Origin of the sequence: Paraburkholderia aromaticivorans, assembly GCF_012689525.1 — a bacterium.
Lineage (GTDB): Bacteria > Pseudomonadota > Gammaproteobacteria > Burkholderiales > Burkholderiaceae > Paraburkholderia > Paraburkholderia aromaticivorans_A.
Genome location: NZ_CP051515.1, coordinates 2,277,378 through 2,301,095, shown reverse-complemented (window position 1 = coordinate 2,301,095; position 23,718 = coordinate 2,277,378). Strand labels below are relative to the sequence as shown.

The following is a 23,718-nucleotide window of genomic DNA, read 5'->3' as shown; positions in this document are numbered from 1 at the left end:
GTGGTGAACAGAAGTTCTCATTTGATTTTCCCTTTGATTGAAACTCACGCTGGACAATCAGCGCGACAAAGTCGACTGGCGTGTTAGATGGTCGACCCTTCAACTCTAGAGAAAACTGATGCGATGTGCCCGTCTGTTGCTTCGCATTGCCGGGAATGGGCGTCTCTGGCGATCCGGTCCGGTAGATTTTTCCAATGAGAAGATGTGTTGACCAAACGAGCCGGTGAAGTCAAAATCTTTCCATTGGAAAATTTTAGGCGGCCGTATGAACGAACGTTTGGACATGGACGGATACCGCGCCAATCTGGCGCCGATCGATTTCGAAACCGACTGCGGCCCGCTGCCTGTGCGCGGCGAGTTGCCGTCCGGGCTTGCGGGCGTGCTGGTCCGCAACGGCCCTAATCCGCTTCATCCCGATCCAGCGCGGCACTGGTTTGCGGGGCACGGCATGGTCCATCGCTTCGAGTTCGCGAACGGCGGCGTGACGTACCGGAACCGCTGGGTACGCACGCAGCGCTGGGTTGCCGAACGGGCCGGCGGGGCCGCCGACGTCACTGCCTTCGGCGCTCCGCCGGAGAAGGCAATCCCGGGCGATGACGGCGTCGCCAATACCAATGTGCTGATGCACGGCAACCGCCTGCTTGCGCTGGAGGAGGCGCATCTGCCGGTGGAGTTGCACTCGCGGACACTGAACACGCTCGGCCAGGTCGACTTTGGCGGTGCGCTGCAGGGTGCGTTCACGGCGCATCCGAAGGTCGAACCGGATACCGGCGAGTTGCTGTTTTTCGGCTATGGCGGACCCGATGGTTTGGGGGCGGGCATGACGGCCGGCAGCATCGATACGGGCGGGCACGTGACGCATCTGCCGCGCTTCGACGCGCCTTACGCGAGCATGGTCCATGACTTCGCGTTTAGCGCGCGGCATCTGCTCTTTCCGGTGATGCCGCTCACGGCGAGCGCGGCGCGGATGCGCGCGGGCTTGCCGCCTTACGCGTGGGAGCCGCAGTTCGGCAGCTTCGTCGGTGTCCTGCGACGCGACGGCAGTGGCGAAGTCGACTGGTGGAGCGGGCCGGCGTGCTTTGTCTTTCACGTAATGAACGCATGGGAGGACGACGCTTGCATCTACATCGACGTGATGCAGTTCGATGCTCCGCCGGACTTCACATGGCCCGACGGCCGCGCGATCGACGGCGCCGGCCATGCGCGCCTGTGCCGCTGGACGCTCGACCGGCGCGGCCAGGAGCGCGTCTTCACGAGCACGATCATCGCCGATGTGAGCGGCGAATTTCCCCGCATCGACGAGCGTTTCGCCGGCAGGCCGTATCGTCATGGATGGCTGGCCGCGCATTCGGGCGATGACGATGGCGGCGGACTGTTCTCACAGATCACCCACGTCGATCATGCCAACCCGCGAGCGCTCGATAACTATCGACTCGCGGACGGCGACGCGACATCGGAGCCGGTCTTCGTAGCGCGCACGATCGACGCCGCGGAGGGCGACGGCTGGATCCTCGCCGTGGTGTATCGCGGTGCCGAGCAGCGCAGCGACCTGCTGGTGTTCGACGCGTTGCAGGTCGCGGCGGGACCGCTTGCCACGGTGGAGAATCCGCACCGCGTGCCGAACGGCTTTCACGGCAACTGGCTGGCGGCGCGCGATTAGCCCGCGTGAATGGCGCATTGCGCCGGAGCACGCGAGCCCGTCGATCCACAACCTCGTGGACACATTTGAGTGAAGCACGCATAGAGCGTGGGCGGGAAGACGCGCTTCAAATCCTCCATTCATGGGGCGTGCTGGCCCCATACCAGCGTGCTGGATCCGCATGTGTTTCGACCACGTTGATGCGGTGTTCCAGATCGACCAGATCGACCGACGACGCCAGATAGGCCTCGCGTTCGTGGTCCTCGGTGGTGATCAGCAAGGCGCTCAGTTTCTTCGCAAGTTCAGTGAACATGATTTTCTCCAGTCCGTGTTGCGACGAGTGTTTCGATCCGGCTGCGGGAGCCGGCGTTGCCCGTCGATGGAATGAAGCTTAGGCGCGAAGAATGAGCCGGAAATGAGCGCTCGAAACCGGCGGATCACACCTCGGCCGAGCGCGAATTTCGGACTGACACGCCGCTAATTTCCCCCTCATTCTGCGTGACCACAATGCAGTCATTCGATGCAGCCAACCGACTCGCACCGACCGACAAGGGGAACAGAAAATGAAAGTCATTCGCCATCTAATAGTCGCCGCGGCGCTCGGCGCCGGCCTGGTGAGCTGCGCCCAAGCTCATGTGTTCGTCGGTGTCGGTGTCGGAGTAGGCGTGCCGGCGTATCCGGTGGTGCCCGCTTACGTGCCGCCGCCGGTCTACTACGCACCGCCGCCTCCGCCGCCGGTGTACGCGGCGCCTGTCGTGATCGGGTACTACGGGCGTCCGCAGTATCCGCGCTATTACGGCGGCTGGGGTTACGGTTATGGCTACTGGCGCCGTTGAGGCGCGGACCTGAACCGGCAGGACCCCGAACTAACGATCAACGATCAACGATCAACGATCAAGAGGATTATCAGTCATGAAGCAACGTCAACTGGCTTTGGTCGCCGCTACCGCGCTGGCGCTATCACTCGTATCCGGCTGTGCCGTCGCCGACGATGGCTACGCCTACGGCTACTACATGAGCCGTCATCCGAACATCGAAGCGGCGGACTTCAACGCGCAGCAGGCGATCGACCGGATGCGCGCCGCGCAGCGCGCCAACGGCTACGACATGGGTGGCCATGCAGGCCGGGCGATTGCCTTGATGCAGGAGGCGCGCGCGGAGATGCAGGCCTCCGCCGAAATGGCGACGCGTTGAGCGCGTCGTCCACCTGGACGAGCGGAGCACATTTACGTCGAATCCGCGATCAATTCGCGGCGACCGGCCTCGCTCGTATCGCCGATTCGCGCTGACCTCGGCATCGGCTATTTCTTTCCGCTCAGATCATCATCATGAACGTTCAGCATTCCCAGCCCACTTCGACCGATCATGGCGTGCCGCACGACTCGCAGGCACGAGCGCATGCCGAAAGCTGGCAGGCCGCCTGGCTGCGCCGCGCGATTCCGCTAGTGATGGCGCTGCATTTCAGTTCGAGCCGCCGCCCGGCGCCCGACGTGCATGCGCTGCGCTTGCGCGCGCATCGCTACAGCTTGCCTGGCCGGCTCGCCGCTGCATGGCTTTATCCGCGCGTGCGCCGTCACGCCGATGCCGAACTGAAGGGCGAATGGATTCGTCCGTCCGGCGCTTCACGGGAATCGGAGGAGAGCGTGGTGCTGTACCTGCACGGCGGCGCGTACTACTTCGGGTCGCCCACGACGCACCGTGCGTTGACCATCGAACTGGCCCGCTCGACGCAATCGGCCGTGTTCGCGCTCGACTACAGCCTCGCACCCGAACATCCGTTTCCCGCCGCGCTGGAGGACACCTTGCGGGCCTATCGGGCGCTGTTGGCGCGGCGCATCGCGCCGAGCTCGATCGTGTTCGCCGGCGATTCGGCGGGTGCGGGTCTCGCGCTCGCCGCGCTGGTGGCGTTGCGCGACGCGGGCGATCCGCTGCCCGCGGGGGCCGTGCTGTTCTCGCCGTGGGCGGATTTGACGACGATCTGGCGCGCGAGCCACACGGTGTTGTCGATGAATCGCACCGCGATGGAAGTGGCCGCCGACATGTATCTGCGCAACGTCAGGCGCTTCGAGCCGCTTGCGTCGCCCGCGCGCGCGAGGCTGCATGGCTTGCCGCCGATTCACGTGCAAACCAGCGACGCCGAGGCGCTGAGCGTCGACGCGCGCGAGCTTGCGGCAAGACTGCAGCGCGCGGGCATTGCCGTGGAGTTCGCGCAATGGCATGCGATGCCGCACGCGTGGCAATGCTTCTCGCCGTTCGTACCGGAAGCGCGCGCGGCGCTGGCCGAGGCTGCGGGATTTATTCGGCGCTGCTGGGCGGGCGCGACGTTGCGATGAACGCGTTGATCGCGGCGGCCAGCGCGTGCGGGTATTGATACATCATCGCGTGGCCCGCCGAACGCACGACGAGCAGTTGCGCATGCGGAATCTGCCCGGCGAGCGCTTCCGAGTTCTGCTTCGGCAGAACCTGATCGTCGGCGCCCGTCAGGATCAGGGTGGCGAGGCGCACGTTTTTCAGCGCTGCCGCGGCGGCCTCGTCGCCGGCCCAATCGTGCAGCAGCGCGGACTGGCCTTCGGTCGCCGTCGCGGAAATGGCGGGCGACTGGTAGCCGGCCGGCTGGAACATATTCTGACGGAAGCACCGTTGCGCTGCCTCCACCGCGGTGGGCGGAAACAGGACCCGCATGACGTCCATGAAGGTGGTGCCCGGTTTGCCGGACAGCGTGGCTTCGACGTCGGGCGTCACCGGCACGCCGAGCGATCCCGGCGCGGGCGCGCTCATGAGGACGATGCGCCGCACGGCGAGCGGCGGGTCGAACGCGAGTTGCTGGGCAATCGCGCCGCCCATCGACCAGCCGACGAAGGTGACATCGGAGAGTCGGAGTGTGTCGATCAGCGCGGCCGCGTCGAGCGTCATGTCCCGCGTCGAAAAGCTCGATGCAGCCGGCTCCGAGCGGCCGATGCCGCGGTTGTCGAAGACGATCACTTCATGCCGTTTGGCGAGATCGGTCAGAAAGGCCGCGTCCCATTCGGCGACCGTCGCGCGAAAGCCGGTTTGCAGCACGATCGGTGTGCCGTGGCCGAAGCGGTAGTACGCGATGTCGCCATTCACCGTATGCGCGATCTGCTCGCGAATCGACGCCTTGTGGTCCGGCCGATCGGCAACGACAGGGCAGGCCTTCTCGTTCGCGTAGTGGACGGTTTTCGCTTCGACGAGCGCGGGCTGCGTGGCGCTGAACAGCGCGAGCAGCGAAGTCGCCGCGATGAGGGTGCGCAGGTGCGTCATGACGCCGGTCCTTTGCCGGCTTCGCCGAGCATGACGGTCCAGCCGAGCCCTCGCACATTGCGAATCACCGAAAGTCCGAATTTTTTGCGCACCGAATGAATCAGCACATCCACCGCGTTGCTTTCGACCTCTTTGCCCCAGCCGTACAAACGGTCCTCGAGTTGTTCGCGCGACAGGATCGTGCCGGGGCGTTCGAGAAACGCGAGCATCAGCGCGAATTCGCGCGCGGAGAGCACGGTCGTGGCGCCGTTGCAGGTCAGCGTGCGCTTGTCGAGATCGAGGCTGAGCGATTCGTCGCCGAGACGCGACGATGCGTAGCCCGCTTTGCGCCGCAGGACGGCGCGGATGCGGGCGAGCAGTTCGGGGACGTCAAAAGGTTTGAGCAGGTAGTCGTCGGCGCCGACATCGAGACCCTGTACCCGCGAATCGAGATCGTCGCGGGCGGTCAGGATCAGCACCGGGACCGCGTTGCCAGCCGCGCGCGACGACTTCAGCAACTCGATACCGCTCATGCCGGGCAAGCCCAGATCGAGCAGCACGACGGTGTATTCGGCATTGGCCATCGCGTCGCGCCCGGCGATGCCGTCTCTCACCCAGTCGACGCTATAGTCGGCGTCCTTGAGTGCACGCAGCAGACTTTGACCAATCTGCAAGTCGTCTTCAACGAGGAGAATTCTCATGATCGTCCTGTCGGCAACAGTCAGGTTGTGCCTGACTCGCAGCTCGCGCGTGCGTGGCCGGGCCACGGCAAGCGAGCGATTGAATGATAACCGACGCACGCGCGGCGGCATGATCCGGCGTGCCGATCTGGTCGAACGGATGAGAAGTCTGGTGCGTGCGGACGCAAGCGTGGACGCGGGACGAGTCGAGGACTTCGCTGCGCGCGAAGCGATGGGTGGCCGGGACTCGTGGCGTGCCGACATATCGCCGGCGCATGGGGCAGATCGAGCCGCCACGTGACGCGGCGCGGCGGTTCGCGGTGTCGTCAATAGGCGCCGGCCATGGCGAGCAGATAGAACGGCAGCAGATCCTCGTCCGATAGCGGCGGCTCCAGCGCTGCTCCGGATGCGTCGGCGGTTGCGTTGGCGGTGTCGTCGGGCTCGGTGGAAAGGGCGGTTTGCGTGTCCATGATGCTAATCCTCGTGATGATCGAACCGCATCTGCGGAGATCCCGGAGGGTCTTTCCGTGCGGTACAGAGTCATCGTGATCCTCGTGAATTAGCGCGAAATTAGTCGGTATTCCGAACCCTGCGATGGACAGGCGCAGGGCTGCGAAACGCAGTGACTAGCGCGATGTCTGCGCGGCCGCGTGCTGCTCGGGATACCACGACGTGAACTTGACCGCGGCGACCAGCGCAATCACGGTCGCCATGACGCCCGTCGAATGGGGCAGCGCCGGCGCATAAACCATCGCGATGTCGGCCAGCGCCAGCATGCCGAACGCGAGCGCCCAGGCTGCGCTGATCACATAGTTGACATGGATGAAGCGCGCGCTGTTCCAATGCTCGCGGCCGATGGTTTCGCGTGCGTACTGCAACGTGAATGGCCGGCGCAAGGCAATCGACGCCAGCACGATCAGCGCGAGCCCCGCATCGACACGCAGCCGCACCGCGGCGATCGACCAGTGCACGTCATTGGTCAGCGCGTAGACGGCCAGCGCCCCGAATAGCAGGACGGTGCCGATTTCCAGCAGCTTGACGTGGCGAGCCGGGCTCACGAAATCGCGCACTAGCAGCGCGGCGGCGACGAGCGCACCGGCAATCAGTCCCGCCTGCGCGCCGGCAAGGCGTTCGATTACCGCAAAGGCCAGAAACGGGGCAAAGCTCAGCAAGAGATTCATCGTGGACTCCAGAGTAGGGGGAGGTTCGCGTTGTGGCAGTCGGCCGTGGGTTTCGCAAAACGCGGACTATGGATGGCGGCCATGCGAAGCCAGATACCAAAATGTTTACAGTGGAAAGATATTGCCTATATTTTCAGCGCGAGTCAAGTGGAAATGATGGGGGGCTAGTGTCATTCGTTCGGCGGGCGAGTCACCGCGACGCCGACGCCGATCGACCTGCAGACGAGCGTCGTCGCCGTGCTCACTTCCACCTAACTGTCGGAGCCGATCATGCGTCCTGCAGCACACGAAACGACTCTTATTGAAAACAACCAGGGTGAAGGAGAATCATCATGTCAACACTTCGTACAGCTTTGGCCGGCGTCGTGATGGCCGCGTCCGCTCTTGGGGTGAGTACCGCTCACGCCGCTGACGGCTGCGGCCCGAACGGCTGGCGCGGGACCTGGGGCCATTGCCATTACGCGCAGCCGGTCTATGTCGCGCCACGTCCGGTGATTTATGCAGCGCCGCCGGTCTCGACCTATGCGTGCCCTCCGGGCTACTGGCTGGGCCCGTGGGGTCATTGCCGCGACACGCCGTATCACGGCCGCCTGCCGAACGGCGGATGGCAATGAGCGGGTGGAAGCTTTGTCCGTCGACGGAGATGGCTCCGGCGGCGGATCGTGCTGGACATGCCGGGCCCGTCGCGTGCGCGCACCTTATCCACAGAAAATGTTCACATCCCTGTGGACAACTCCTGGCCAAGCGACATAACTGATTGAGTGCAGAAGGATTTCTTCTCTGGAGCAGCGAACGCGCTCACTCCGTCGGCGTGGCGAGCAACGACACCGGCACGCCACGGCAACTGACTCGGGCGACGAGCGCCGCGTCCAGGCCCGCACTCGATTTCTTGTGCGCATCGAACGAGGTCATCTCCCGGTCGACCCGCAGAATGTTGATGGGCCACGACGCACGCGACAGCCGTTCGTGCGCGAAAGCGCCGACCCATAGCGGCGTGACGGACGTGCCGTTGCCCACCGCATAACCGCTGGGCCAGAAACGCAGCACGTCGCGTTCGTCGCGCGTGTCGCCCGGACGCATGAAGACCACCGAGGACGGCACGCCGTTGTTGAGCTTCGGCAAGACCGGCAGCGACACCGCCGCCACATTGGGCGAGGCTAGCGAGAGCAGGCTGTGCGCCGAGACGTCCGTGCCTTCGACCCAGCCCTGGGCGCGCAACTGTCCGCGGATCGAATTGAGGTTCGAGACCCACTGCAGCGTGAGCGGCTCCTTGAGGTCGCCGCCCATGTCCGAGCGGTAACACGGCAGGCGCTTCCATACGGAGAGCGTCCACTGCGATTGCGAGACCAGCACGGGAGGCGGGCGCAGCGCGCTGTCCGGCGGCAGGGTAGGCATGCTGAAGCCGACCTGCAAGCCCACGCTGACCAGCACGACCGCCAGCACCACGACGGGCATGAGCGCGCGTTCGGGTGGCGCTTCCGGGTGCCGCCACATCGCTGTCAACGCAACGATCGCCACCCAGATATACGCGAGCGCGGCGCCGCCGATCGCGTCGGACACCCAGTACCTGCCGAAGTACAGTCCCGCGAGCGCAACCAGGATCACCACGATCGCACTCGCGGCCGCCACCAGCACCCCTTCCAGCCGGCCGACCCGGCGCGCCAGCAGAAACGCGAGGAAACCGTACACGATGACGGTCGCGGCGACGTGATTGCTCGGAAACACATAGGCGCCGACCATCAGCGCATTGGGCGGCGCGCGGTGCATCGCGAACTGCAGCACGTAGATCAGCAATTGGGAAAACACCACCGCCGCGAGCCAGTAGCCGACGGTGCGCCAGCGCCGCTCCAGCAGCATCCACACCGCGACCGTCACGACCAGCGCCGCGAGTGTGAAGCTGCTGCCGAGCGTCGAGAGACCGGCGAGAACGGTATCGCTCCAGGGCGTGCGTACCGATTGCAGGAAGTGATAGACGGAGACGTCCACTTGCGTCAGCGGATCGCCGCTGGCGACGTCGTCGAGTACGCCGAAAAAAAGCGCGCCCGACACGAGTACGACCAGCGACGTCAGCAGGATGCTGCTAACGTCCGGCGTACTGGGGTCGAGCATCTTGCGCGCGAAACGGCCGAACGGGCCTGGATGCCGGCAGGCCCAACTTCCCAGTTGTTGGCCCGCCGCGCTCGACCACGCATTGGCATGCGAGAGCAGAAAACGCGCGGCGCGAAAGCTCAGCCAGACGATGCCCACCAGCAGCGCAATGATCACGACGAGCCGGAACGACACCGCGCCGGCCAGCAGCACCGAGGCGCCGAAGATCATGCCCGGCAGGATATGGGCAGGCGCCCAGATCAGCGCCGACAGCACGTTCATCGCGTAGAAGCGCAGCGGCGACATGCCCAGCATGCCCGCCACCACCGGCACGATCGCCCGCAAGGGGCCGATGAAGCGCGCCAGCACGACGCTCTTCGCGCCATGTTTGCGGAAGAAGCGGTGGCCTGCCTCGAGCACCTCGGGATGTTTGCAGAACGGCCAGAACTGGACGATCCGGTCCTTGTAGCGGCAGCCGATCCAGAAGCTCATGCCGTCGCCGGCGATGGCACCCGCGATCGCCCACAGGAGTGCCCAGCCGAGACTCAGCGAGCCGGTGCCGATCAGCGCGCCGGCGAGGAACATGGCGGTGCTGCCCGGAACGAAAGTGCCGACGACGGCGAGGGACTCCAGAAAGGCCGCCAGGAAGATGACCGTGAGCGTCCAGCCGGGATGGCCGGCTAACAGATGCAAGAGGTGGATGTAGGCGTGCTCCATCGTGCGCGATCAGCCGTTCTGGCGTAACGATTGATCATAACGCGCGAGGGAGCTGACTTATTCCTTTTTGGACGCCGGCCGCATGTTCACGAAGCGCTAAGCGAATCGCCGGAGACGTGAACGCGTTCGCCGATCTGCACGGCCGGTTGCGTCGGGTAGCTGAAGTTGCGGTAGCTGCCGTCCTGCATGCGGACCTGGACCTGGTAGGTGGTCTGCTTGCGCACCGCATGTTCGATGCCGTTACCGGCGAAGCCGCCGCCGACCGCGCCCGCAATCGTCGTGAGAATCTTGCCGCGGCCGCCGCCGATCTGATTGCCGACCAGGCCGCCCGCTACCGCTCCTCCCAGCGCGCCGAGGCCCGTGGTCGGCTCGGGCGCCTGCACCGTATTGATGGCGACCACTTCGCCCGCGTACGGGTAGGCGGCGACCGGGCGCGGCGCCGCGGCGTCATAAGGTGCCTGGTAGCCCTGATTGTTTGCGTAGTTCGGCGCGGCCACCGGCGTTGCGCGGTGCGGATGATGAACCGGCGGCCGGGCAGGGGCGGCTTGCTGCGCCGTCTGCTGAACCGGAGCCGGTTGCGGCGCCGCGACCGGCGCGCTGGCGATCGGCGCCTCCGCTGCCGTGACCGGCAGCGCGGGTTCCGTGACGGCGTGCGAAGTCGGCAGCAGACCGGTCATCGCGGCGATGCCGGTTGCGCTCGCCAGGATGACGGCGACAGCCGCGCCGGCAACCAGCGGATGAATGCGGCCGCGTTGCGGTTGGTTGGAAGTGAGGTTCGTGTTCATGGCGGACTCCGCGGGTAGGTGCCTGCAATAACGCCGCGAAAGTGCGCCCGGTGCACACGGACTGCGTGCTCCTTTGTAAGGATTTGTACAACTTCGCGCGCGTGGTTACACGTTCAGATTTCGTCGCTGAATTCGTCGAGGAAGCGTTGCAGGCGGTCATGGCGGATGCCGGCCAGACGCGCGCCGGTCGTCGTCTGAAATCCCGCCGACAGTTTCAGCAGCTTGGTGTGGAAATGGTCGAGCGTGTAGCGCGTGTCATCCAAGGGACGCTGCGTTGCGTGCGGATCGGCTGGGTCGTACAAGGCGCGGCCCATGCGTCCGGCGACGTAGAAGCAGCGCGCCACGCCCAGCATGCCGAGCGCGTCGAGCCGGTCGGCGTCCTGCAGCGTTTTCGCTTCGAGCGTGGTCGGCGTGACGTTGGCAGAAAAACTGTGCGCCTCGATCGCGTGCGCCGTGGCCTCGACTTGCGCTTGCGGCCAGCCGAGCGACGTCAGCACGCGTGTCGCTTTCTCCGCGGACAGGCGCGACGCCTGCGCGCGCAGCGGCGAGTTCTTTTCGACCGCTACGCAATCGTGCAGCAGCGCGGCGGCGAACAGGACCTGCGTGTCGCCGCCTTCTTCCGCCTGAATGGCCGCGGCGTTTTTCCAGACGCGTTGCAGATGCGAGGTGTCGTGCGAACCGTCGCCGTTGTCGTCGTAAGCGTGCGGCAGGAGGGTTCGGGCCAGATCCTGAAAGGGGGCGAAAGCGGCTTGGGTCATCGGTGCAGTCTGTGAAGAAAGCCGTCGATTATCGCGCATCGGTCGTCGAGCCCTTGTTTGGCCGCGGTGAACGAAGCGGGCCGGGCGTCGTCATACTATTTGAGCGGCCGGCAATGCGAACATCGCGGCCGCGCAATTCGACGATGTAACGGAGTGGGCTATGAAGATCGTAAAGGGCGGTATCGTGGCGTCGGCACTGATGATCGGTGCCGTTGCCGTAGCGTATGGGCAGTCGGTCACGCAGCCGGGCGCCACCGGCGCGGCTGCCGTCAATGGCGCGCCTTCCGGCATGACCAACAACGCGGGTGCCACAGCGGGAACGGGTCCAGGAACGGCCGCCGGCATGAGCCCGATGTCGCCGGGCGCGGGAACGATGGGCGGCGCGGGGGCCGGTCCGGCACTCAACACCATGCGGGCGAACGGCACGAGCCTGAACGCGAACCCGGACCCGCGTGTGCCGAATCTCGCCGGCAAGGGCATGGCGGCGCCGCGGAATTAGTCAGCAAGCCAAGCGTGTCCATCGCGTGATCGCCGCGTATAGAATGCACGCCTCGGCAAGCGGATCCGATTCAACAGCAAGGAGATTGGCGTGGCGTACGGCGAGCACAAATACAAGGTGTCGGTGCAGTGGACCGGCAATCGCGGAAGCGGCACTTCCGGCTACCGCGATTACGGGCGCGATCATGTGATCGCAGCGGGCAACAAGCCCGAGATTCCAGGTTCATCGGACGTGGCCTTTCTCGGCGACGCCGATCGCTGGAATCCCGAAGATCTGCTGGTCGCGTCGGCCAGCGCGTGCCACAAACTCTGGTATCTGCATCTATGCGCGGATGCCGGCATCGCGGTGACCGCGTATCGCGACGAGGCCGAAGGCACCATGCTCGACGATCCGAAGCAAGGCCGTTTTTCGCAGATCGTGCTGCGCCCGCGCGTCGTGATTCGGACGGGCGGCGATGTCGAACTCGCCGCGCACTTGCATCACGTGGCGCATGAGAAGTGCTACATCGCGAACTCGGTCAATTTTCCGATTCTCTGCGAAGCGGTCATCCAAACGGATCAGGATTGAGCGAGGCGCGCCGGCCGCCGCTTGCAGGAACGGGCGGCGGCCGGGCGCTATCGATTCAATGCAGCAGCGCCATCTGCACGACCTTCACGATCACCAGCGCGACCGCCACGATCAGATAACCGCGCAGCACGCCCATCCAGACACGCTTGGACATCGTCAATTGCGGCGCCGGCAGCTCGTCCAGAGGCGGCATGCGCCAGGCCGCGCGCGTTTCCTTCGACAACCTGAGCTCGCTTTCATGAGCCGCAGCGTTCCCTGATTCCCGCCGCAGCTTGCGGACCACGACGGTGGCCGCATAGCCTGTCACGGCCAGCAGCGTGCCGCCTGCGAGCACTTCAAGCATCGCTTCGCCGGTGATGTCCGGATACATCACCGATGCCGTGAGAATGATGGATAGCATGACGAGCACCCAGACCACTGCGCCTGTGAAGACGTTGAGCTTCTTCGAGTTCACCCACGGTCCGAGGACCGCGCGGTCGTTGCACAACAGCAGCAGAAACACGGTCGCGCTCGGCAGCAGCACGCCAGCGAGCGTTTGCACCGCTTCCGTCAGAAGACCGAGCGGGCTGCCCGGAATCAGCACCAGCGTCGCCGCGGCCGCCACGATGCCAAAATAGACGAGGTAGAAGCCCTTTGCATCCGACACGCCGCGATGCAGCGAGTGGCGAATCTTGAAGACGTCGCCGATCGCGTAGGCGGTCGACAACGACACCGCCGCCGCGCCGATGATGCACGCGTCGAGCAGCGCCACGGCGAACAGCACGGCGGGCGTGCGGCCTGCATACTTTTCGAGGTCGGCGATCACGCCGCCCGCATCGGTGAAATGGCCGAATTCCGGCTTGCCCGCATAGAGCGCCGCGCAGAACGAGATCATGGCCACGGCGCCGATCATCACGAAGACGATACCGATCCACAGGTCGGCCTTTTCGTACTTCATGAAGCGCGGCGTGATGCGTTTATCGACGATGTAGCTCTGCTGGAAAAACAACTGCCAAGGCGCGACGGTGGTGCCGACAATGCCGATCACGAGCAGCATCACGTCGCTGAGTTTCGAGTGGGCGGGCCAGCCCGGAATCAGAAAATCGTGCGCCATCTGGCTGGCCGGCGGGTGAATCGACACCAGCACGGGCACCAGCAACAGGCTCATCAGACACAGCACCACGGCGAAGCGTTCGAAGCGCCGGAAGTTGCCCGTGCTGACCGCGGCCATGGTTACCGCCGCGGCGATGCAGACGCCGGCCACTTTCGAAATGCCGAAGAACTGGAGCACGAACGTAATGCCGATGAACTCGGTCACGATCGTCAACGCGTTGAGGATGAACAGGTCCACGACGCTGAAGGCGCCCCAGAACTTGCCGAAGCGCTCGAAGATCAGCCGTGCATGACCGACGCCGGTCACCGCACCGAGACGCAGCACCATCTCCTGATTGACGAACAGCACGGGCACGAGCAGCAGCATCGTCCACAGCAAGGTGGTGCCGTAGTTCTGTCCCGCTTGCGTGTAGGTGCCGAAGGCGCCGGCATCGTTATCGCCGACCATCACGATGAGGCCGGGCCCGAGAATCGCGAGCAACGTGCGCAGGCGGGCCCACCAACTGTTGCGCGCGCCCGTGTCGTGATGAGCGATGGTGCCGAGTGCGCCCTTGATGTCGCCGAGGTGCGCGTCGTCGAGAACGGCGCTGCGGGGTGGTGAGACGTTGATCGGAGTGGACATGCTAGCCGCCTGAGTAGGTTTGATTGGATTGAGCGGGGCGTCTTCAGGATTCGCGGGGCTTGCGCGGTCGGACGACGACGGCGGCGCGGGCGGATCGCGAAGACGCGCTGAGCGTGTGTAATTACGAAGCGGGCCGCGAGACGGGACGCAAAGCGAGCGCCCTGAGGCGGTGCCAGGCCACGGCGAGCCAGTGCGGCTTGATGCCGTGCAGCGCGAGAGCGGCGTCGCTGTGGGTGTGGGTTTGCTGCAGTGTCGGTACGAGGATGGCGAGGTACATGTTTTTTCTCCGGGCGTATGGCTTGACGCGGATTGCGGAAAGCCAGCAGACACGGAGCGCGGCGCATCAGGCGCGCGGCGAAGGAGGTCTACTCGCTTTCCTTGGGCAAATAATTTTTTGCCTGCCCGCTCGGTCGTGACTGAGCGGCAACCAGGCGGCATATGGGATAACTGTCACTGTCCATGGCGGCTCCTTATCGGCGTTCAGTACGCACGTGTTTGTCCACGCGTTCGGCCACGCCACGCTTCGAACGAATCGAAACGGCGCGAGCAAACGCTGCCGCGAGTGGAGGCTCGCGACGCAATGCCATTCGGCGAGACGCACGTGAGTAAGCACGGCGCGGCCGGATGGCGCTAATCAAGGTGCACGGAGAGAGTTACTGCGGCGCGCACCGTCTGCCTGCTGGCAAGACGGCGGCTAGGAAAAGAGAGCGCGGGCGTCGGGCCGGTCAGGCAGTGAAACTGTTCGAAAGTCGACTACTGCTGGTGTCCAAGGCATGGGCCCCGTTTGTGAAGACGGCGAATTTTAGGCACTCCCGCAAGCGGAAGTCAACATGCTTCGTTAAACGAAGCAAATATTCTTTGATGGGGCGTGGGTTAGGGCACGTTGCGGTCGCCGGAAGCGTCTTGTCTTTCAATTGCGACAGGAAAGAAAGGCTAATGAAGGGTGTGTTTTTCGCCGCTGGCGGAGAGAGACTTGGGCGATATTGCGGGCCGCGGTCCATGTGCAACTCGGCTTGATCCGGCGCCGGCGCTGACGAAAACACGAGGCGGTTGCCCCGCGTTGGTGACTCGCGAGTACACGCGAGCGCGCCTGGGCGATGGCGTCGATTGTCGGGCGCGCTTCGCTGTCGCTACACCGCGAAGCACGCTTCGAGGCGCCTCAACGATTGCCGTCGAGCAGATCGCCAAGCAGTTCGTCGAATGCGGCTTGCGCGTCTTCGAGTTCCTGCAGCGCGGCGTCGAATGTTTGCAGCGCGAACTGCGAAGGCTTGCCGCTGCCGGCCGGCGGGAATTGCGATTGCAGCGACGCGAACGCCGACTGCACCCGCTGCGTCGCGGTCAATACGCGTTGCATTGCTGCGGTTTCCTCGGCTCGCGCCTGTTCGTGATCCATGAGAACTCCGTATTCGTCTGGTCGGCTCGCGCCGTTTCAAAGGGGTGACTATGCCACGTCAGCGTTCAGGACAGCGGCAAGCCGCCGTTCGCCTTCACTTCGCGCAACGACAGTGCCGATTCCACCGATGTGACGCCCGGCAGGCTGCGCATCTCGTCGCGCATGAACGTGCCGTAGTCGTCGAGGTCGCGCGCCACCACCTGCAGGATGTAATCGGCGCTGCCCGACACGTTGTGACACGCGAGGATGCGCGGGATGGCCTGCACCTCGCGCTCGAAGCGCGTCGCCACCGCGCGGTCGTGCACGGCAAAGCGCACGTAGACGAAGGCGACCACGCCGAAGCCGAGCGCGGAGCGCGACAGCATCGCGCGGTACTGGTCGATATAGCCGTCGTTTTCGAGGCGCTTCAGACGGCGCGCGCAGGGCGTTTCGCTGAGGCCGACCATTTCGGCCAGCCGCGCATTGGACATGCGGCCATCTTTCTGCAGCGCGGCGAGGATCGCGCGGTCTGTTTTATCGAGGTCGGTTGTCATGGCTCAGTGGTGCTGATGACGGATTGGAGGAAAGCCGGTGCTTGGGCCGCAATGTTAGCGCATTCCTCCAAGGGTGAGGTCTCATGGCCAGTAATTCGCCAGCAAACCCTCCGCCGACGATAGCAAGATAGAGCCTTGAAAACAGGAGAATCTGATGATTTCCGCACATCTGCTGGCCGTGTATATCGCAGCGCTTTTCGTCGTCTATGCCGTGCCTGGACCGGACATGGCGCTGGTGCTGCAAACCAGTATCGGACGCGGTGTGCGCAGCGGCTTCGCGGCTGCCGGCGGCCTCGGTCTCGCGCGCGCGACGCACGTTACGCTCTCGGCATGCGGCGTGGCGGCGCTGTTGCGCAGCGCGCCCTGGCTGTACGAAGTGGTGCGCTATGGCGGCGCGGTTTATCTCGCGTGGGTAGGGATTCAGATTTTTCGTTCGCCGGTGTTTGCGCTGCCTGGCGGTACTGCCGCGGGTGTCAACGCGGATGCTGCGGCAAGCGTCGAGTCACACCCGCTGCGGGCGGCTTTTGTCAAAGGTCTGCTGACCAACTTGCTAAACCCGAAAGCGCTGCTGTTCTGCTCGGTGCTGCTGCCGCAGTTCGTGCGCCCGGAGGCGGGGCCCGTGGCCTTGCAGATGGTCGAACTCGGTCTGGTGCTGCTGGCTATCGGTGCCTGTTTCGACGTGATGTACGCGATCGGCGCCGCGCGGATCGCCGGCTGGATGCGCGCTCATCCGCTTGCTCAAACGCTGCAGCGTTGGACCTTCTCGGCCGCGTTGATCGGTTTCGCGTTGCGGCTCTCGCTGGACTGATTCAGGCTGGTTACGGCACGGCACGGCACGGCACGGCACGGCACGTCCGCGGCGCGTCTTCACACCGCCAGGCCGCGATCCGCGCAAGAGAGGCCGCTCATTTGCTCAGCTTGTGCTCGCGCCGCGAGCGGTCCTCGATGATTTTCCTGCGATGCTTGTCTTTCATCTTCTTCCAGCTTTTGCATTCGTCGCGTGTGCGCATGCAGCCGATGCAGAAACCAGTTTTGCTGTCGAACTTGCAGATGTCGATGCAGGGTGACGCGATGCTCATGGCGATGGGCAATTAAAGTAAATGCGAAGACTCTCGCATGCGCCATGCCCGCACGCAAAGTGATTGTGTTAATAAAGCCAATAGAGCGCCACACCTCATTCGTGGCAACACAACCACTCGCTTTCCCGCTCAAATGAAAACTTTTCTGCTCTATGCCGTGACCGCCGTTGCTGAAATCGTCGGCTGCTATTTGCCGTGGCGCTGGCTGAAAGAGGGCGGTTCGATCTGGCTGCTGGTGCCGGGCGCGCTCAGCCTCGCGCTGTTCGCCTGGCTGCTGACCTTGCACGGCACCGCCGCAGGCCGCGTGTATGCGGCTTACGGCGGTGTGTATGTGGCGGTGGCGATTGCCTGGCTATGGTGCGTCGACAAGGTGCGGCCCACGCTGTGGGACGCCGCCGGCGTGGCCTTCACGCTGGCCGGCATGGCGATCATCGCGTTTCAGCCGCGCGTTTGAGCTGGCCGGGGCGCGGATCTTTGCCGCACCCCAAGATGCATCGCTCTAAGCGCTCATTGCCGCCTCTGCGCAACCCTCGAGCGCCACGCAGGCGCGTCTTTACTTGATGCCGCCGAGATAGTCGAGCTTGCCGAGATCGACGCCGTTGTGACGCAGAATGTCATATGCCGTCGTGACGTGAAAATAGAAGTTCGGCAGCACGAAACCGAGCAGATACGACTGGCCCGTGAACTCGATGGGGCCCGTGCGCATCTTCAGCGTGATCGCAGTTTCTTCCGAGCCGTCGATCTGCTCCGCGTTGAATTCCTTCAGATAATCGATCGTCTTTTGAAGGCGGGCAATCAGGTCTTCAAAAGTCTGTTCGACGTCTTCGTACTTCGGCGCTTCGACGCCGGCCAGACGCGCGGCGCAGCCCTTGGCGGTGTCGCTCGCGATATAGACCTGGCGCGTCAGCGGCAGCATGTCCGGTGCGAGCCGGCCGGTGGTGAACACCGTGGGCTCGATCTGTTTCGCGGCGGCGTGCGCTTCGGCTTTGCCCAGAATAACCTGCAGGTTCGTCAGGCCGCGGATCAACAAGGGCAGTGATGCTTGATACATCGAAATTGACATGGAGCTTCCTCTGATTCTTTGATCGTGCGCGCGGATGGCGCGCGAGGCAACGTAACGGCTGGATTGCCGCTGCAGCATCATAGCGCGAGCGGTGAAGGATGCGTATCGAGGCGACGCGGCGTTAGCCATTCGGACAACTGCCGCGCACGCCGGAACTGTGTTTGAATGGATTGGTCGGACCGTTTGACGTCCTTGAAACAGCAAACATGCCGCCGGTTTCAGGCGATGAGGTTGCGAGAGGCGCGTGGCGCGTGGATCCAACTCGTGGAGCCTGCCGTCACGCTAACTGGAGAGTCGACACCATGGTCAATAAGCACCCGCTGCCAGGCAGTGAGCGAACAGTGGAACAGGGTTCGAAAGTCGTGGGGCAATGCGATCCGGCGGAGCGGATCGAAGTATTCGTCATGTTGCGCCGTCAGCAGCAGGCGCAGTTCGACGCATTGATGAGCAAGATCGAAGCGGGCGATCCCAGTGTCAAGCCGCTGTCGCGCGAGACGCTCGCCAAGGACTACGGCGCCGCGCCGGACGACATCGCCAAGGTCAAGACCTTCGCCACCGCACACGGTTTGACGGTGGTGCGCGAAGATCCGGCCGCGCGCTCGGTCCTGCTGAGCGGCACGATTGCCCAGTTCCAGGACGCGTTTGCCGTCAAGCTCGAACATTACGAACACCAGACGTCTGGCCAGTTCCGTGGCCGCATCGGCACGATCAGCGTGCCCGACGATCTGCACGGCGTGGTGCAAGCCGTGCTTGGCCTGGACAACCGCCCGCAGGCGCGGCCGCACTTTCGCATCCGGCCGCCGTTCCAGCCGGCCCGCGGTCATCAGGTTTCGTTCACGCCACCGCAACTCGCGTCGCTTTACCACTTTCCGCAAGGCGACGGCGGCGGTCAGTGCGTCGGCATCATCGAACTGGGCGGCGGGTATAACGCCAGCGACCTCAAGTCCTACTTCGCGAGCCTCGGTGTCGCTTCGCCCAAGGTGGAGTCGGTCGGCGTCGATCAAGGCAGCAATCAGCCGACCGGCGATCCGAACGGGCCGGACGGCGAAGTCACGCTCGACATCGAAATCGTCGGCGCGATCGCGCCCGGCGCGACGATCGCGGTGTATTTCACGCAGAACAGCGACGCCGGCTTTATCGACGCGGTGAGCCGCGCGGTGCACGACACGACCAACAAGCCGTCGGTGATTTCGATCAGTTGGGGCGGGCCGGAGTCGAACTGGACCAGCCAGTCGTTGCAGGCCTTCAACAGCGTGCTGCAGTCGGCGGCGACCCTTGGCGTGACGGTCTGCGCGGCGTCGGGCGACAGTGGTTCGAGCGACGGCGCGAGCAGTGGCGATCAGGTCGACTTCCCGGCGTCGAGCCCCTATGTGCTCGCCTGCGGCGGCACGAGCCTCACCGCGTCGGGCACCTCGATCTCGCACGAGGCGGTCTGGAACGACGGCGCGCAGGGCGGCGCGACCGGCGGAGGCGTGAGCCAGGCTTTCCCGGTGCCGGCATGGCAGAAGGGCTTGTCCGCCACGTCGACGAAGGGCGGCAAGAAAGCGCTCAGCGGGCGCGGCGTGCCGGACGTGGCGGGCGACGCTTCGCCGGTGACCGGCTACAGTGTATTGATCGACGGTACGCAGACGGTGGTCGGCGGCACCAGCGCGGTCGCGCCGCTGTGGGCCGCGCTGATCGCGCGCATCAATGCGGCGAAAGGGCAGCCGGCCGGCTTCATCAACCCTAAGCTGTATAAGGCGACGGGCGCGTGCAACGACATCACGCAAGGCAACAACGGCAGTTTCGCGGCATCCGCGGGTTGGGATGCCTGCACGGGGCTCGGCAGTCCCAATGGTCAGAAGGTGGCAGCCGCACTATAGTCTGCAACACGCGCCCCGAAGGAAGTCCTTCGGGGCGACACACAAGACGTGAACGAACCCATGGAGCGATCATGACGAATACCGAGTCAGCTTCTGTTAGTCCGCAGCCGTCGCACAATTCGCATGCTTCGGGCGCGCCGGCGCCCGCGCCGGCCAGCGCGCCGCACAAAGCCAAGGATCAACCGTTCTTCGACCCGGTTGCCTACGGCAACGGGCCGGACGATTCTGTCACCGCAACCGATGAAAGTGCCGCGATCACGCACCACTCGGTCACCATCGGCGGACGCAAGATCAACTACACGGCGAACGCGGGCCACCTCGTCATCGTCGACCCGAGCAGTTCACAGGCGGAAGCCCGGATGTTCTACGTGGCGTTCACGCAGGACAACCAGAAGGAAGAAGCCCGGCCGGTCACGTTCTTCTATAACGGCGGCCCGGGGTCGTCGTCGGTGTTCGTGCTGCTGGGCTCGTTCGCGCCGCGCCGCATCAAGACGTCGATGCCGAGCTTCACGCCGCCCTCGCCGTATTCGATGGAAGACAATCCGGATAGCCTGCTCGACAAGAGCGATCTCGTCTTCATCAACCCGGTCGGCACCGGCTACTCGGCGGCGATCGCGCCGAAGAAGAACCGCGACTTCTGGGGCGTCGACCAGGACGCAGACTCGATCAAGCAGTTCATCAAGCGCTTCCTGACCAAGAACAACCGCTGGAATTCGCCGAAGTACCTGTTCGGCGAGTCGTATGGCACGGCGCGCAGTTGCGTGCTGGCGTACCGCTTGCATGAAGACGGCGTGGATTTGAACGGCATTACGCTGCAATCGTCGATTCTCGACTACACGCAGGCCGGCAACCCGGTCGGCGCGCTCCCCACGGCGGCCGCGGACGCGTGGTATCACAAGAAGCTCGGCATCGCGCCGCGGCCGACCGATCTCGGCACATTCGCCGAAGAAGTCGCGCAGTTCGCGCGCACCGACTATCTGGCCGCGTTGCGCAAGTTTCCGACCACCGACACGGCAACGGTCGAAAAGCTCAGCGAATACACCGGCATCGACAAAACGACCTTGCTCGCGTGGAGTCTGGATATCGCCTCGTACGACAGCCGGGGCAATTCGCTCTTCCTCACCACGCTGCTGAAATCCAAGGGTCTTGCGCTCGGCGAGTACGACGGCCGGGTGACGGCGATCGGCACGGGCATTGCCGGCAAGATCGACCCGAATTCCGGCGGCAACGACCCGACCATGACGGCGGTCACCGGCGTCTACACGACGATGTGGAACGTGTATCTGAACGAGCAGCTGAAGTACACGTCGAACTCGTCGTTCACGGATCTGAACGACCAGGCCTTCAAGTACTGGGACTTCAGTCACATCGATCCGACCGGCGCGCAGAAGGGCGTCGACTCGAAGGGCAACGTCATTCTGTACACCGCGGGCGACCTGGCCGCCGTGATGGCGCTCAATCCCGATCTGAAGGTGCTGTCGGCGAACGGCTTCTTCGATTTCGTGACGCCGTTTTATCAGACCGTGCTCGATCTGCAGCAAATGCCGTTGCTCAGCCAGCAGGTCCGGCAGAACCTGTCGGCGCGCTTTTATCCGTCGGGGCATATGGTCTATCTCGACGGCGGGTCGCGCACCGCGCTGAAGGCAGATCTCGCAAAGATGTACGACACGACGGTGTCCAACGCGCCGGCGCTACTCCGTATCCGCGCACTGCAGGCGCGTGTGCCGAAGTAGCGGCGGATCGACGCGTCGCGTTGCAGGCGTGACGGGTGCGGGATGCCTGGCGCCACGGGGGCGGCTGGCGGCGGGTGCCTGGCGGGGGATTGGGACTGGCGACGCGTGAGCGGTGGCGTCGTCGGTTTCCGCAGCCTGCGAAATCCGCTAAATGCGGCCTATGCGCGCGGCGCGCATAGGCAGGCTTTTTTACTTACGCATATTGATGTGTTTTAATTAGTCTGCGAATTGAACTATTGCGTGCCGCTCCCGGCGCGCCGACGAATGAACGCAGGCATTGCAGACAGGCGTCGCACCGAGTATTCCAGCGACGCGACCAGCAGTATGTATGACACGGCTTTGCCGGTGCTCGCGCGCCGGTGCGGCGTTGCGCGTCCCTTCGGCAATACGCGTTTTGCGCTCGTGCTCGGCTTCACGGCGCTGGTGATGCTGCGCATGGGCGACGCCCGCGCGCAGGACGCCGGCATGCTCGACGAACGCGTCACTCAGCAATCGGTGGGGGACACGATTTGCCGTCCCGGTTACGCGGACACGGTTGCGCCGCCGTTCGGCGAACTGATGGCGCACAAAGACCGCATGCTCGCCGCGCGCGGCATCGATGCGGACAACGGCGCTGCCTTCGCGCTCGACCGGCGTGTGCCGATCGTGCTCGGCGGCTCGCCGGACGCTCCCGCCAATCTCGATCTTCTGCCGTGGGCAGGCCACCAGGGCGAGCGCCGCAAGGCGCGCGCGGCGGTCATGCTCAAGCGCTGCGTCTGTGAAGGCAAGCTGAGCCTCGCCGAAGCGCAAGCCGCGATTATCGGCAACTGGTCGGTGGTTTATTCGGGCTTCAGTCAAACGTCTTGCGACGTGAGTCGGCTAGACTTGGCCACCGGTGGCGACAACGGCCACGGCGCCCGCCGCGACAACCCGCCATGAAGCTGGCTACCTTGTTTGCGGAACTGCTTCGTTCATTCGCATCTAGCAACTATTGAATCGCGCGGCTTGCAACTCGCAGGCCGTGGCCCCATGTAGTCTTCGGAGAATCATGATGATCCATTCACGTTTTGCCGCCATGGCGCTTTCTATCGGCTGCCTGTTCGGCAGCGCCGCGGTGTTCGCCGCCGAGCCGGTGCGTTGCGGCCAGGCCGATATGCTGAAAATTCGCGGCGATGTGCCCGCGGCCATCAGCTTCGACGTGTACCGCCAGTTGCGGCCGTTGAGCGCGCAACGTGTTGCGCTGTTCGAGTCGGCCGGCGAGGTGAAGCGCCTGCCTGACGGTCTCGCAGTATGTGAAATCGCTGACGACGGCGTCGACGATCCGTCCGCGGTGCTGGTTCAGCTGCCGCAGGGCAAGAATGCATGGTGGGTGAGCTCGGCCAACGTGCAAGCGGCGGACTGATCGCGACAACCAGTCCGCCTTTTGCGCAGGTCCCCGCAGGATGCCGTGGCGATGCATGTCGCGGCCCGGTTTTTGCCTTCAGCGTCCGCGCTCGATGCGTTTGCCGGGCCTGTAGCGGGAAATGAACAGCTGTTTTGCTATTTTTGACGCCGCTTATTCAGGTACAGTGCATTGACGGACATATTTAAGTCCGTTTTTTGACGACACTGTGTTGCATCGCTTTTACTGTCGATTGTGGCTATCCTGAGTACAGGACGAAATTCGCAGGGGAGAATTAAATGATCGCCTTCTATTTGTCATTGGCCGCTTTGGGCGCCGCCGGCGCAGCATTGATCCGCCAACTCGCTGCCGAGCAGGCGAAACAGCGTGCCGCATTGCGCCCCGTGCGCGTGCAGTCCGCGGATCGCGGCGCTGGCCGCAACACGCGGCGAGGGTAGGCCGCATGAACCTGATCGTGCGCAACATCGCGGAATCGTGCAGCGAGCAGGAAGTGCGGGAATTCCTCAAGCACGAACTTGGGCATTACGCGAAAAACATCGAGGTGGTCGACGCCGGCAAGCCCAGCGCGTACGCCACGGTCGAATTGGACGCCGAGGTGCCCTATGTGGGCGAAGTAATCGCGCGGCAGATTCACGGCAAGCAGTTGGGCGGCCAGACGCTGGAGGCCAGCGCCGATCTGTTCAGCGACGAACCGCCGGCGGCTCACTAACCTGACGCGATCGGGTCACCCCAAATGCGACGCGTGAGACGAGCGCGCCTTGGTTGCAGTATTGCCGACGCGCCAA

At 64.3% G+C, this 23,718-nt stretch carries 30 protein-coding genes; 16 read left to right on the top strand and 14 right to left on the bottom strand.

Features of this window, described 5'->3' with window-relative positions:
- Positions 1 to 265 precede the first annotated feature (265 nt).
- On the top strand, positions 266 to 1,660 hold the full coding sequence (locus tag HF916_RS22160) for a carotenoid oxygenase family protein (RefSeq protein WP_168790947.1): 1,395 nt from the start codon (positions 266 to 268) through the stop codon (positions 1,658 to 1,660).
- A 106-nt stretch (positions 1,661 to 1,766) separates the two neighbouring features.
- Here HF916_RS22160 and HF916_RS22155 read toward each other — a convergent pair whose 3' ends face one another.
- Positions 1,767 to 1,952, bottom strand: coding sequence for a DUF3563 family protein (locus HF916_RS22155; protein WP_168790946.1), 186 nt, complete (start codon positions 1,950 to 1,952; stop codon positions 1,767 to 1,769).
- A gap of 250 nt (positions 1,953 to 2,202) precedes the next feature.
- On the opposite strand from HF916_RS22155, the gene HF916_RS22150 reads away from it, so the two are divergent.
- The 3 genes from HF916_RS22150 (at position 2,203) to HF916_RS22140 (ending at position 3,972) form a co-directional block, all read left to right on the top strand.
- A complete protein-coding gene (locus HF916_RS22150) occupies positions 2,203 to 2,475 on the top strand; it encodes a hypothetical protein (RefSeq protein ID WP_168790945.1) in 273 nt (90 codons plus the stop codon).
- 76 nt (positions 2,476 to 2,551) lie between these two features.
- Positions 2,552 to 2,833, top strand: a complete 282-nt coding sequence (locus HF916_RS22145; RefSeq protein WP_168790944.1) for a hypothetical protein — start codon at positions 2,552 to 2,554, stop codon at positions 2,831 to 2,833.
- Positions 2,834 to 2,967: 134 nt separating this feature from the next.
- Positions 2,968 to 3,972 (top strand): alpha/beta hydrolase, encoded by a 1,005-nt coding sequence (locus HF916_RS22140; RefSeq protein ID WP_168790943.1) that lies wholly within the window; start codon positions 2,968 to 2,970, stop codon positions 3,970 to 3,972.
- On the opposite strand, the gene HF916_RS22135 is transcribed toward HF916_RS22140, so the two are convergent.
- Positions 3,935 to 4,921: an alpha/beta fold hydrolase gene (locus HF916_RS22135; protein ID WP_206001838.1), complete on the bottom strand. Its 987-nt coding sequence runs from the start codon at positions 4,919 to 4,921 to the stop codon at positions 3,935 to 3,937. The genes HF916_RS22140 and HF916_RS22135 overlap by 38 nt on opposite strands.
- Complete coding sequence (locus tag HF916_RS22130; protein ID WP_168790942.1) at positions 4,918 to 5,601, bottom strand: response regulator transcription factor; 684 nt, start codon at positions 5,599 to 5,601, stop codon at positions 4,918 to 4,920. The genes HF916_RS22135 and HF916_RS22130 overlap by 4 nt, the downstream gene beginning before the upstream one ends.
- On the opposite strand from HF916_RS22130, the gene HF916_RS22125 reads away from it, so the two are divergent.
- Positions 5,600 to 5,881 (top strand): hypothetical protein, encoded by a 282-nt coding sequence (locus HF916_RS22125; protein ID WP_168790941.1) that lies wholly within the window; start codon positions 5,600 to 5,602, stop codon positions 5,879 to 5,881. The genes HF916_RS22130 and HF916_RS22125 overlap by 2 nt on opposite strands.
- Before the next feature lie 25 nt (positions 5,882 to 5,906).
- Here HF916_RS22125 and HF916_RS22120 read toward each other — a convergent pair whose 3' ends face one another.
- Together HF916_RS22120 and HF916_RS22115 are read right to left on the bottom strand one after the other, a co-directional pair.
- Positions 5,907 to 6,050, bottom strand: a complete 144-nt coding sequence (locus HF916_RS22120; RefSeq protein ID WP_168790940.1) for a hypothetical protein — start codon at positions 6,048 to 6,050, stop codon at positions 5,907 to 5,909.
- A gap of 156 nt (positions 6,051 to 6,206) precedes the next feature.
- Positions 6,207 to 6,761 carry a hypothetical protein gene (locus tag HF916_RS22115; protein ID WP_168790939.1) on the bottom strand — a complete coding sequence of 185 codons (555 nt, stop codon included), beginning with the start codon at positions 6,759 to 6,761 and terminating at the stop codon, positions 6,207 to 6,209.
- Between the two features lie 332 nt (positions 6,762 to 7,093).
- On the opposite strand from HF916_RS22115, the gene HF916_RS22110 reads away from it, so the two are divergent.
- The gene (locus HF916_RS22110; RefSeq protein WP_206001837.1) at positions 7,094 to 7,375 is read left to right on the top strand and encodes a GCG_CRPN prefix-to-repeats domain-containing protein; all 282 of its coding nucleotides are present in this window, start codon (positions 7,094 to 7,096) and stop codon (positions 7,373 to 7,375) included.
- 184 nt (positions 7,376 to 7,559) lie between these two features.
- On the opposite strand, the gene HF916_RS22105 is transcribed toward HF916_RS22110, so the two are convergent.
- The 3 genes from HF916_RS22105 to HF916_RS22095 all read right to left on the bottom strand — a co-directional run bounded on the left by HF916_RS22105 (position 7,560) and on the right by HF916_RS22095 (position 11,109).
- Positions 7,560 to 9,566: a bifunctional DedA family/phosphatase PAP2 family protein gene (locus HF916_RS22105; RefSeq protein WP_168790938.1), complete on the bottom strand. Its 2,007-nt coding sequence runs from the start codon at positions 9,564 to 9,566 to the stop codon at positions 7,560 to 7,562.
- Between the two features lie 86 nt (positions 9,567 to 9,652).
- Positions 9,653 to 10,351: a glycine zipper 2TM domain-containing protein gene (locus HF916_RS22100; RefSeq protein ID WP_168790937.1), complete on the bottom strand. Its 699-nt coding sequence runs from the start codon at positions 10,349 to 10,351 to the stop codon at positions 9,653 to 9,655.
- 113 nt (positions 10,352 to 10,464) lie between these two features.
- Positions 10,465 to 11,109, bottom strand: coding sequence for an HD domain-containing protein (locus HF916_RS22095; RefSeq protein WP_168790936.1), 645 nt, complete (start codon positions 11,107 to 11,109; stop codon positions 10,465 to 10,467).
- Between the two features lie 160 nt (positions 11,110 to 11,269).
- Here HF916_RS22095 and HF916_RS22090 point away from each other — a divergent pair, with 160 nt between their 5' ends.
- Positions 11,270 to 11,608: a hypothetical protein gene (locus HF916_RS22090; protein ID WP_168790935.1), complete on the top strand. Its 339-nt coding sequence runs from the start codon at positions 11,270 to 11,272 to the stop codon at positions 11,606 to 11,608.
- A 90-nt stretch (positions 11,609 to 11,698) separates the two neighbouring features.
- Positions 11,699 to 12,175, top strand: coding sequence for an OsmC family protein (locus tag HF916_RS22085; RefSeq protein ID WP_168790934.1), 477 nt, complete (start codon positions 11,699 to 11,701; stop codon positions 12,173 to 12,175).
- Between the two features lie 55 nt (positions 12,176 to 12,230).
- On the opposite strand, the gene HF916_RS22080 is transcribed toward HF916_RS22085, so the two are convergent.
- From HF916_RS22080 to HF916_RS22065, 4 genes are all read right to left on the bottom strand, one after another.
- Positions 12,231 to 13,889 (bottom strand): NRAMP family divalent metal transporter, encoded by a 1,659-nt coding sequence (locus HF916_RS22080; protein WP_168790933.1) that lies wholly within the window; start codon positions 13,887 to 13,889, stop codon positions 12,231 to 12,233.
- A gap of 121 nt (positions 13,890 to 14,010) precedes the next feature.
- Complete coding sequence (locus HF916_RS22075) at positions 14,011 to 14,166, bottom strand: hypothetical protein (protein ID WP_168790932.1); 156 nt, start codon at positions 14,164 to 14,166, stop codon at positions 14,011 to 14,013.
- Between the two features lie 882 nt (positions 14,167 to 15,048).
- The gene (locus HF916_RS22070) at positions 15,049 to 15,282 is read right to left on the bottom strand and encodes a hypothetical protein (RefSeq protein ID WP_012426650.1); all 234 of its coding nucleotides are present in this window, start codon (positions 15,280 to 15,282) and stop codon (positions 15,049 to 15,051) included.
- A 65-nt stretch (positions 15,283 to 15,347) separates the two neighbouring features.
- On the bottom strand, positions 15,348 to 15,815 hold the full coding sequence (locus tag HF916_RS22065) for an Lrp/AsnC family transcriptional regulator (protein WP_168790931.1): 468 nt from the start codon (positions 15,813 to 15,815) through the stop codon (positions 15,348 to 15,350).
- 154 nt (positions 15,816 to 15,969) lie between these two features.
- On the opposite strand from HF916_RS22065, the gene HF916_RS22060 reads away from it, so the two are divergent.
- On the top strand, positions 15,970 to 16,623 hold the full coding sequence (locus HF916_RS22060) for a LysE family translocator (protein WP_168790930.1): 654 nt from the start codon (positions 15,970 to 15,972) through the stop codon (positions 16,621 to 16,623).
- A 97-nt stretch (positions 16,624 to 16,720) separates the two neighbouring features.
- Here the strand turns inward: HF916_RS22060 and HF916_RS22055 are convergent, their stop codons facing one another.
- Positions 16,721 to 16,894: a DUF1289 domain-containing protein gene (locus HF916_RS22055; protein ID WP_106301649.1), complete on the bottom strand. Its 174-nt coding sequence runs from the start codon at positions 16,892 to 16,894 to the stop codon at positions 16,721 to 16,723.
- A gap of 133 nt (positions 16,895 to 17,027) precedes the next feature.
- On the opposite strand from HF916_RS22055, the gene HF916_RS22050 reads away from it, so the two are divergent.
- On the top strand, positions 17,028 to 17,348 hold the full coding sequence (locus HF916_RS22050) for a YnfA family protein (RefSeq protein ID WP_091802314.1): 321 nt from the start codon (positions 17,028 to 17,030) through the stop codon (positions 17,346 to 17,348).
- 99 nt (positions 17,349 to 17,447) lie between these two features.
- Here the strand turns inward: HF916_RS22050 and HF916_RS22045 are convergent, their stop codons facing one another.
- On the bottom strand, positions 17,448 to 17,957 hold the full coding sequence (locus HF916_RS22045) for a DUF1993 domain-containing protein (protein WP_168790929.1): 510 nt from the start codon (positions 17,955 to 17,957) through the stop codon (positions 17,448 to 17,450).
- Between the two features lie 302 nt (positions 17,958 to 18,259).
- On the opposite strand from HF916_RS22045, the gene HF916_RS22040 reads away from it, so the two are divergent.
- From HF916_RS22040 to HF916_RS22015, 6 genes are all read left to right on the top strand, one after another.
- Positions 18,260 to 19,819, top strand: coding sequence for a S53 family peptidase (locus tag HF916_RS22040; protein ID WP_168790928.1), 1,560 nt, complete (start codon positions 18,260 to 18,262; stop codon positions 19,817 to 19,819).
- A 71-nt stretch (positions 19,820 to 19,890) separates the two neighbouring features.
- Entirely contained in the window at positions 19,891 to 21,552 is a 1,662-nt protein-coding gene (locus HF916_RS22035; RefSeq protein WP_168790927.1) for a S10 family peptidase, read from the top strand.
- Positions 21,553 to 21,816: 264 nt separating this feature from the next.
- Positions 21,817 to 22,470 carry a hypothetical protein gene (locus HF916_RS22030; protein WP_168790926.1) on the top strand — a complete coding sequence of 218 codons (654 nt, stop codon included), beginning with the start codon at positions 21,817 to 21,819 and terminating at the stop codon, positions 22,468 to 22,470.
- 112 nt (positions 22,471 to 22,582) lie between these two features.
- Positions 22,583 to 22,933, top strand: coding sequence for a hypothetical protein (locus HF916_RS22025; protein WP_168790925.1), 351 nt, complete (start codon positions 22,583 to 22,585; stop codon positions 22,931 to 22,933).
- A gap of 278 nt (positions 22,934 to 23,211) precedes the next feature.
- Positions 23,212 to 23,370 (top strand): hypothetical protein, encoded by a 159-nt coding sequence (locus HF916_RS22020; protein WP_168790924.1) that lies wholly within the window; start codon positions 23,212 to 23,214, stop codon positions 23,368 to 23,370.
- 5 nt (positions 23,371 to 23,375) lie between these two features.
- Entirely contained in the window at positions 23,376 to 23,642 is a 267-nt protein-coding gene (locus tag HF916_RS22015; RefSeq protein WP_168790923.1) for an RNA recognition motif domain-containing protein, read from the top strand.
- Positions 23,643 to 23,718: the final 76 nt, after the last annotated feature.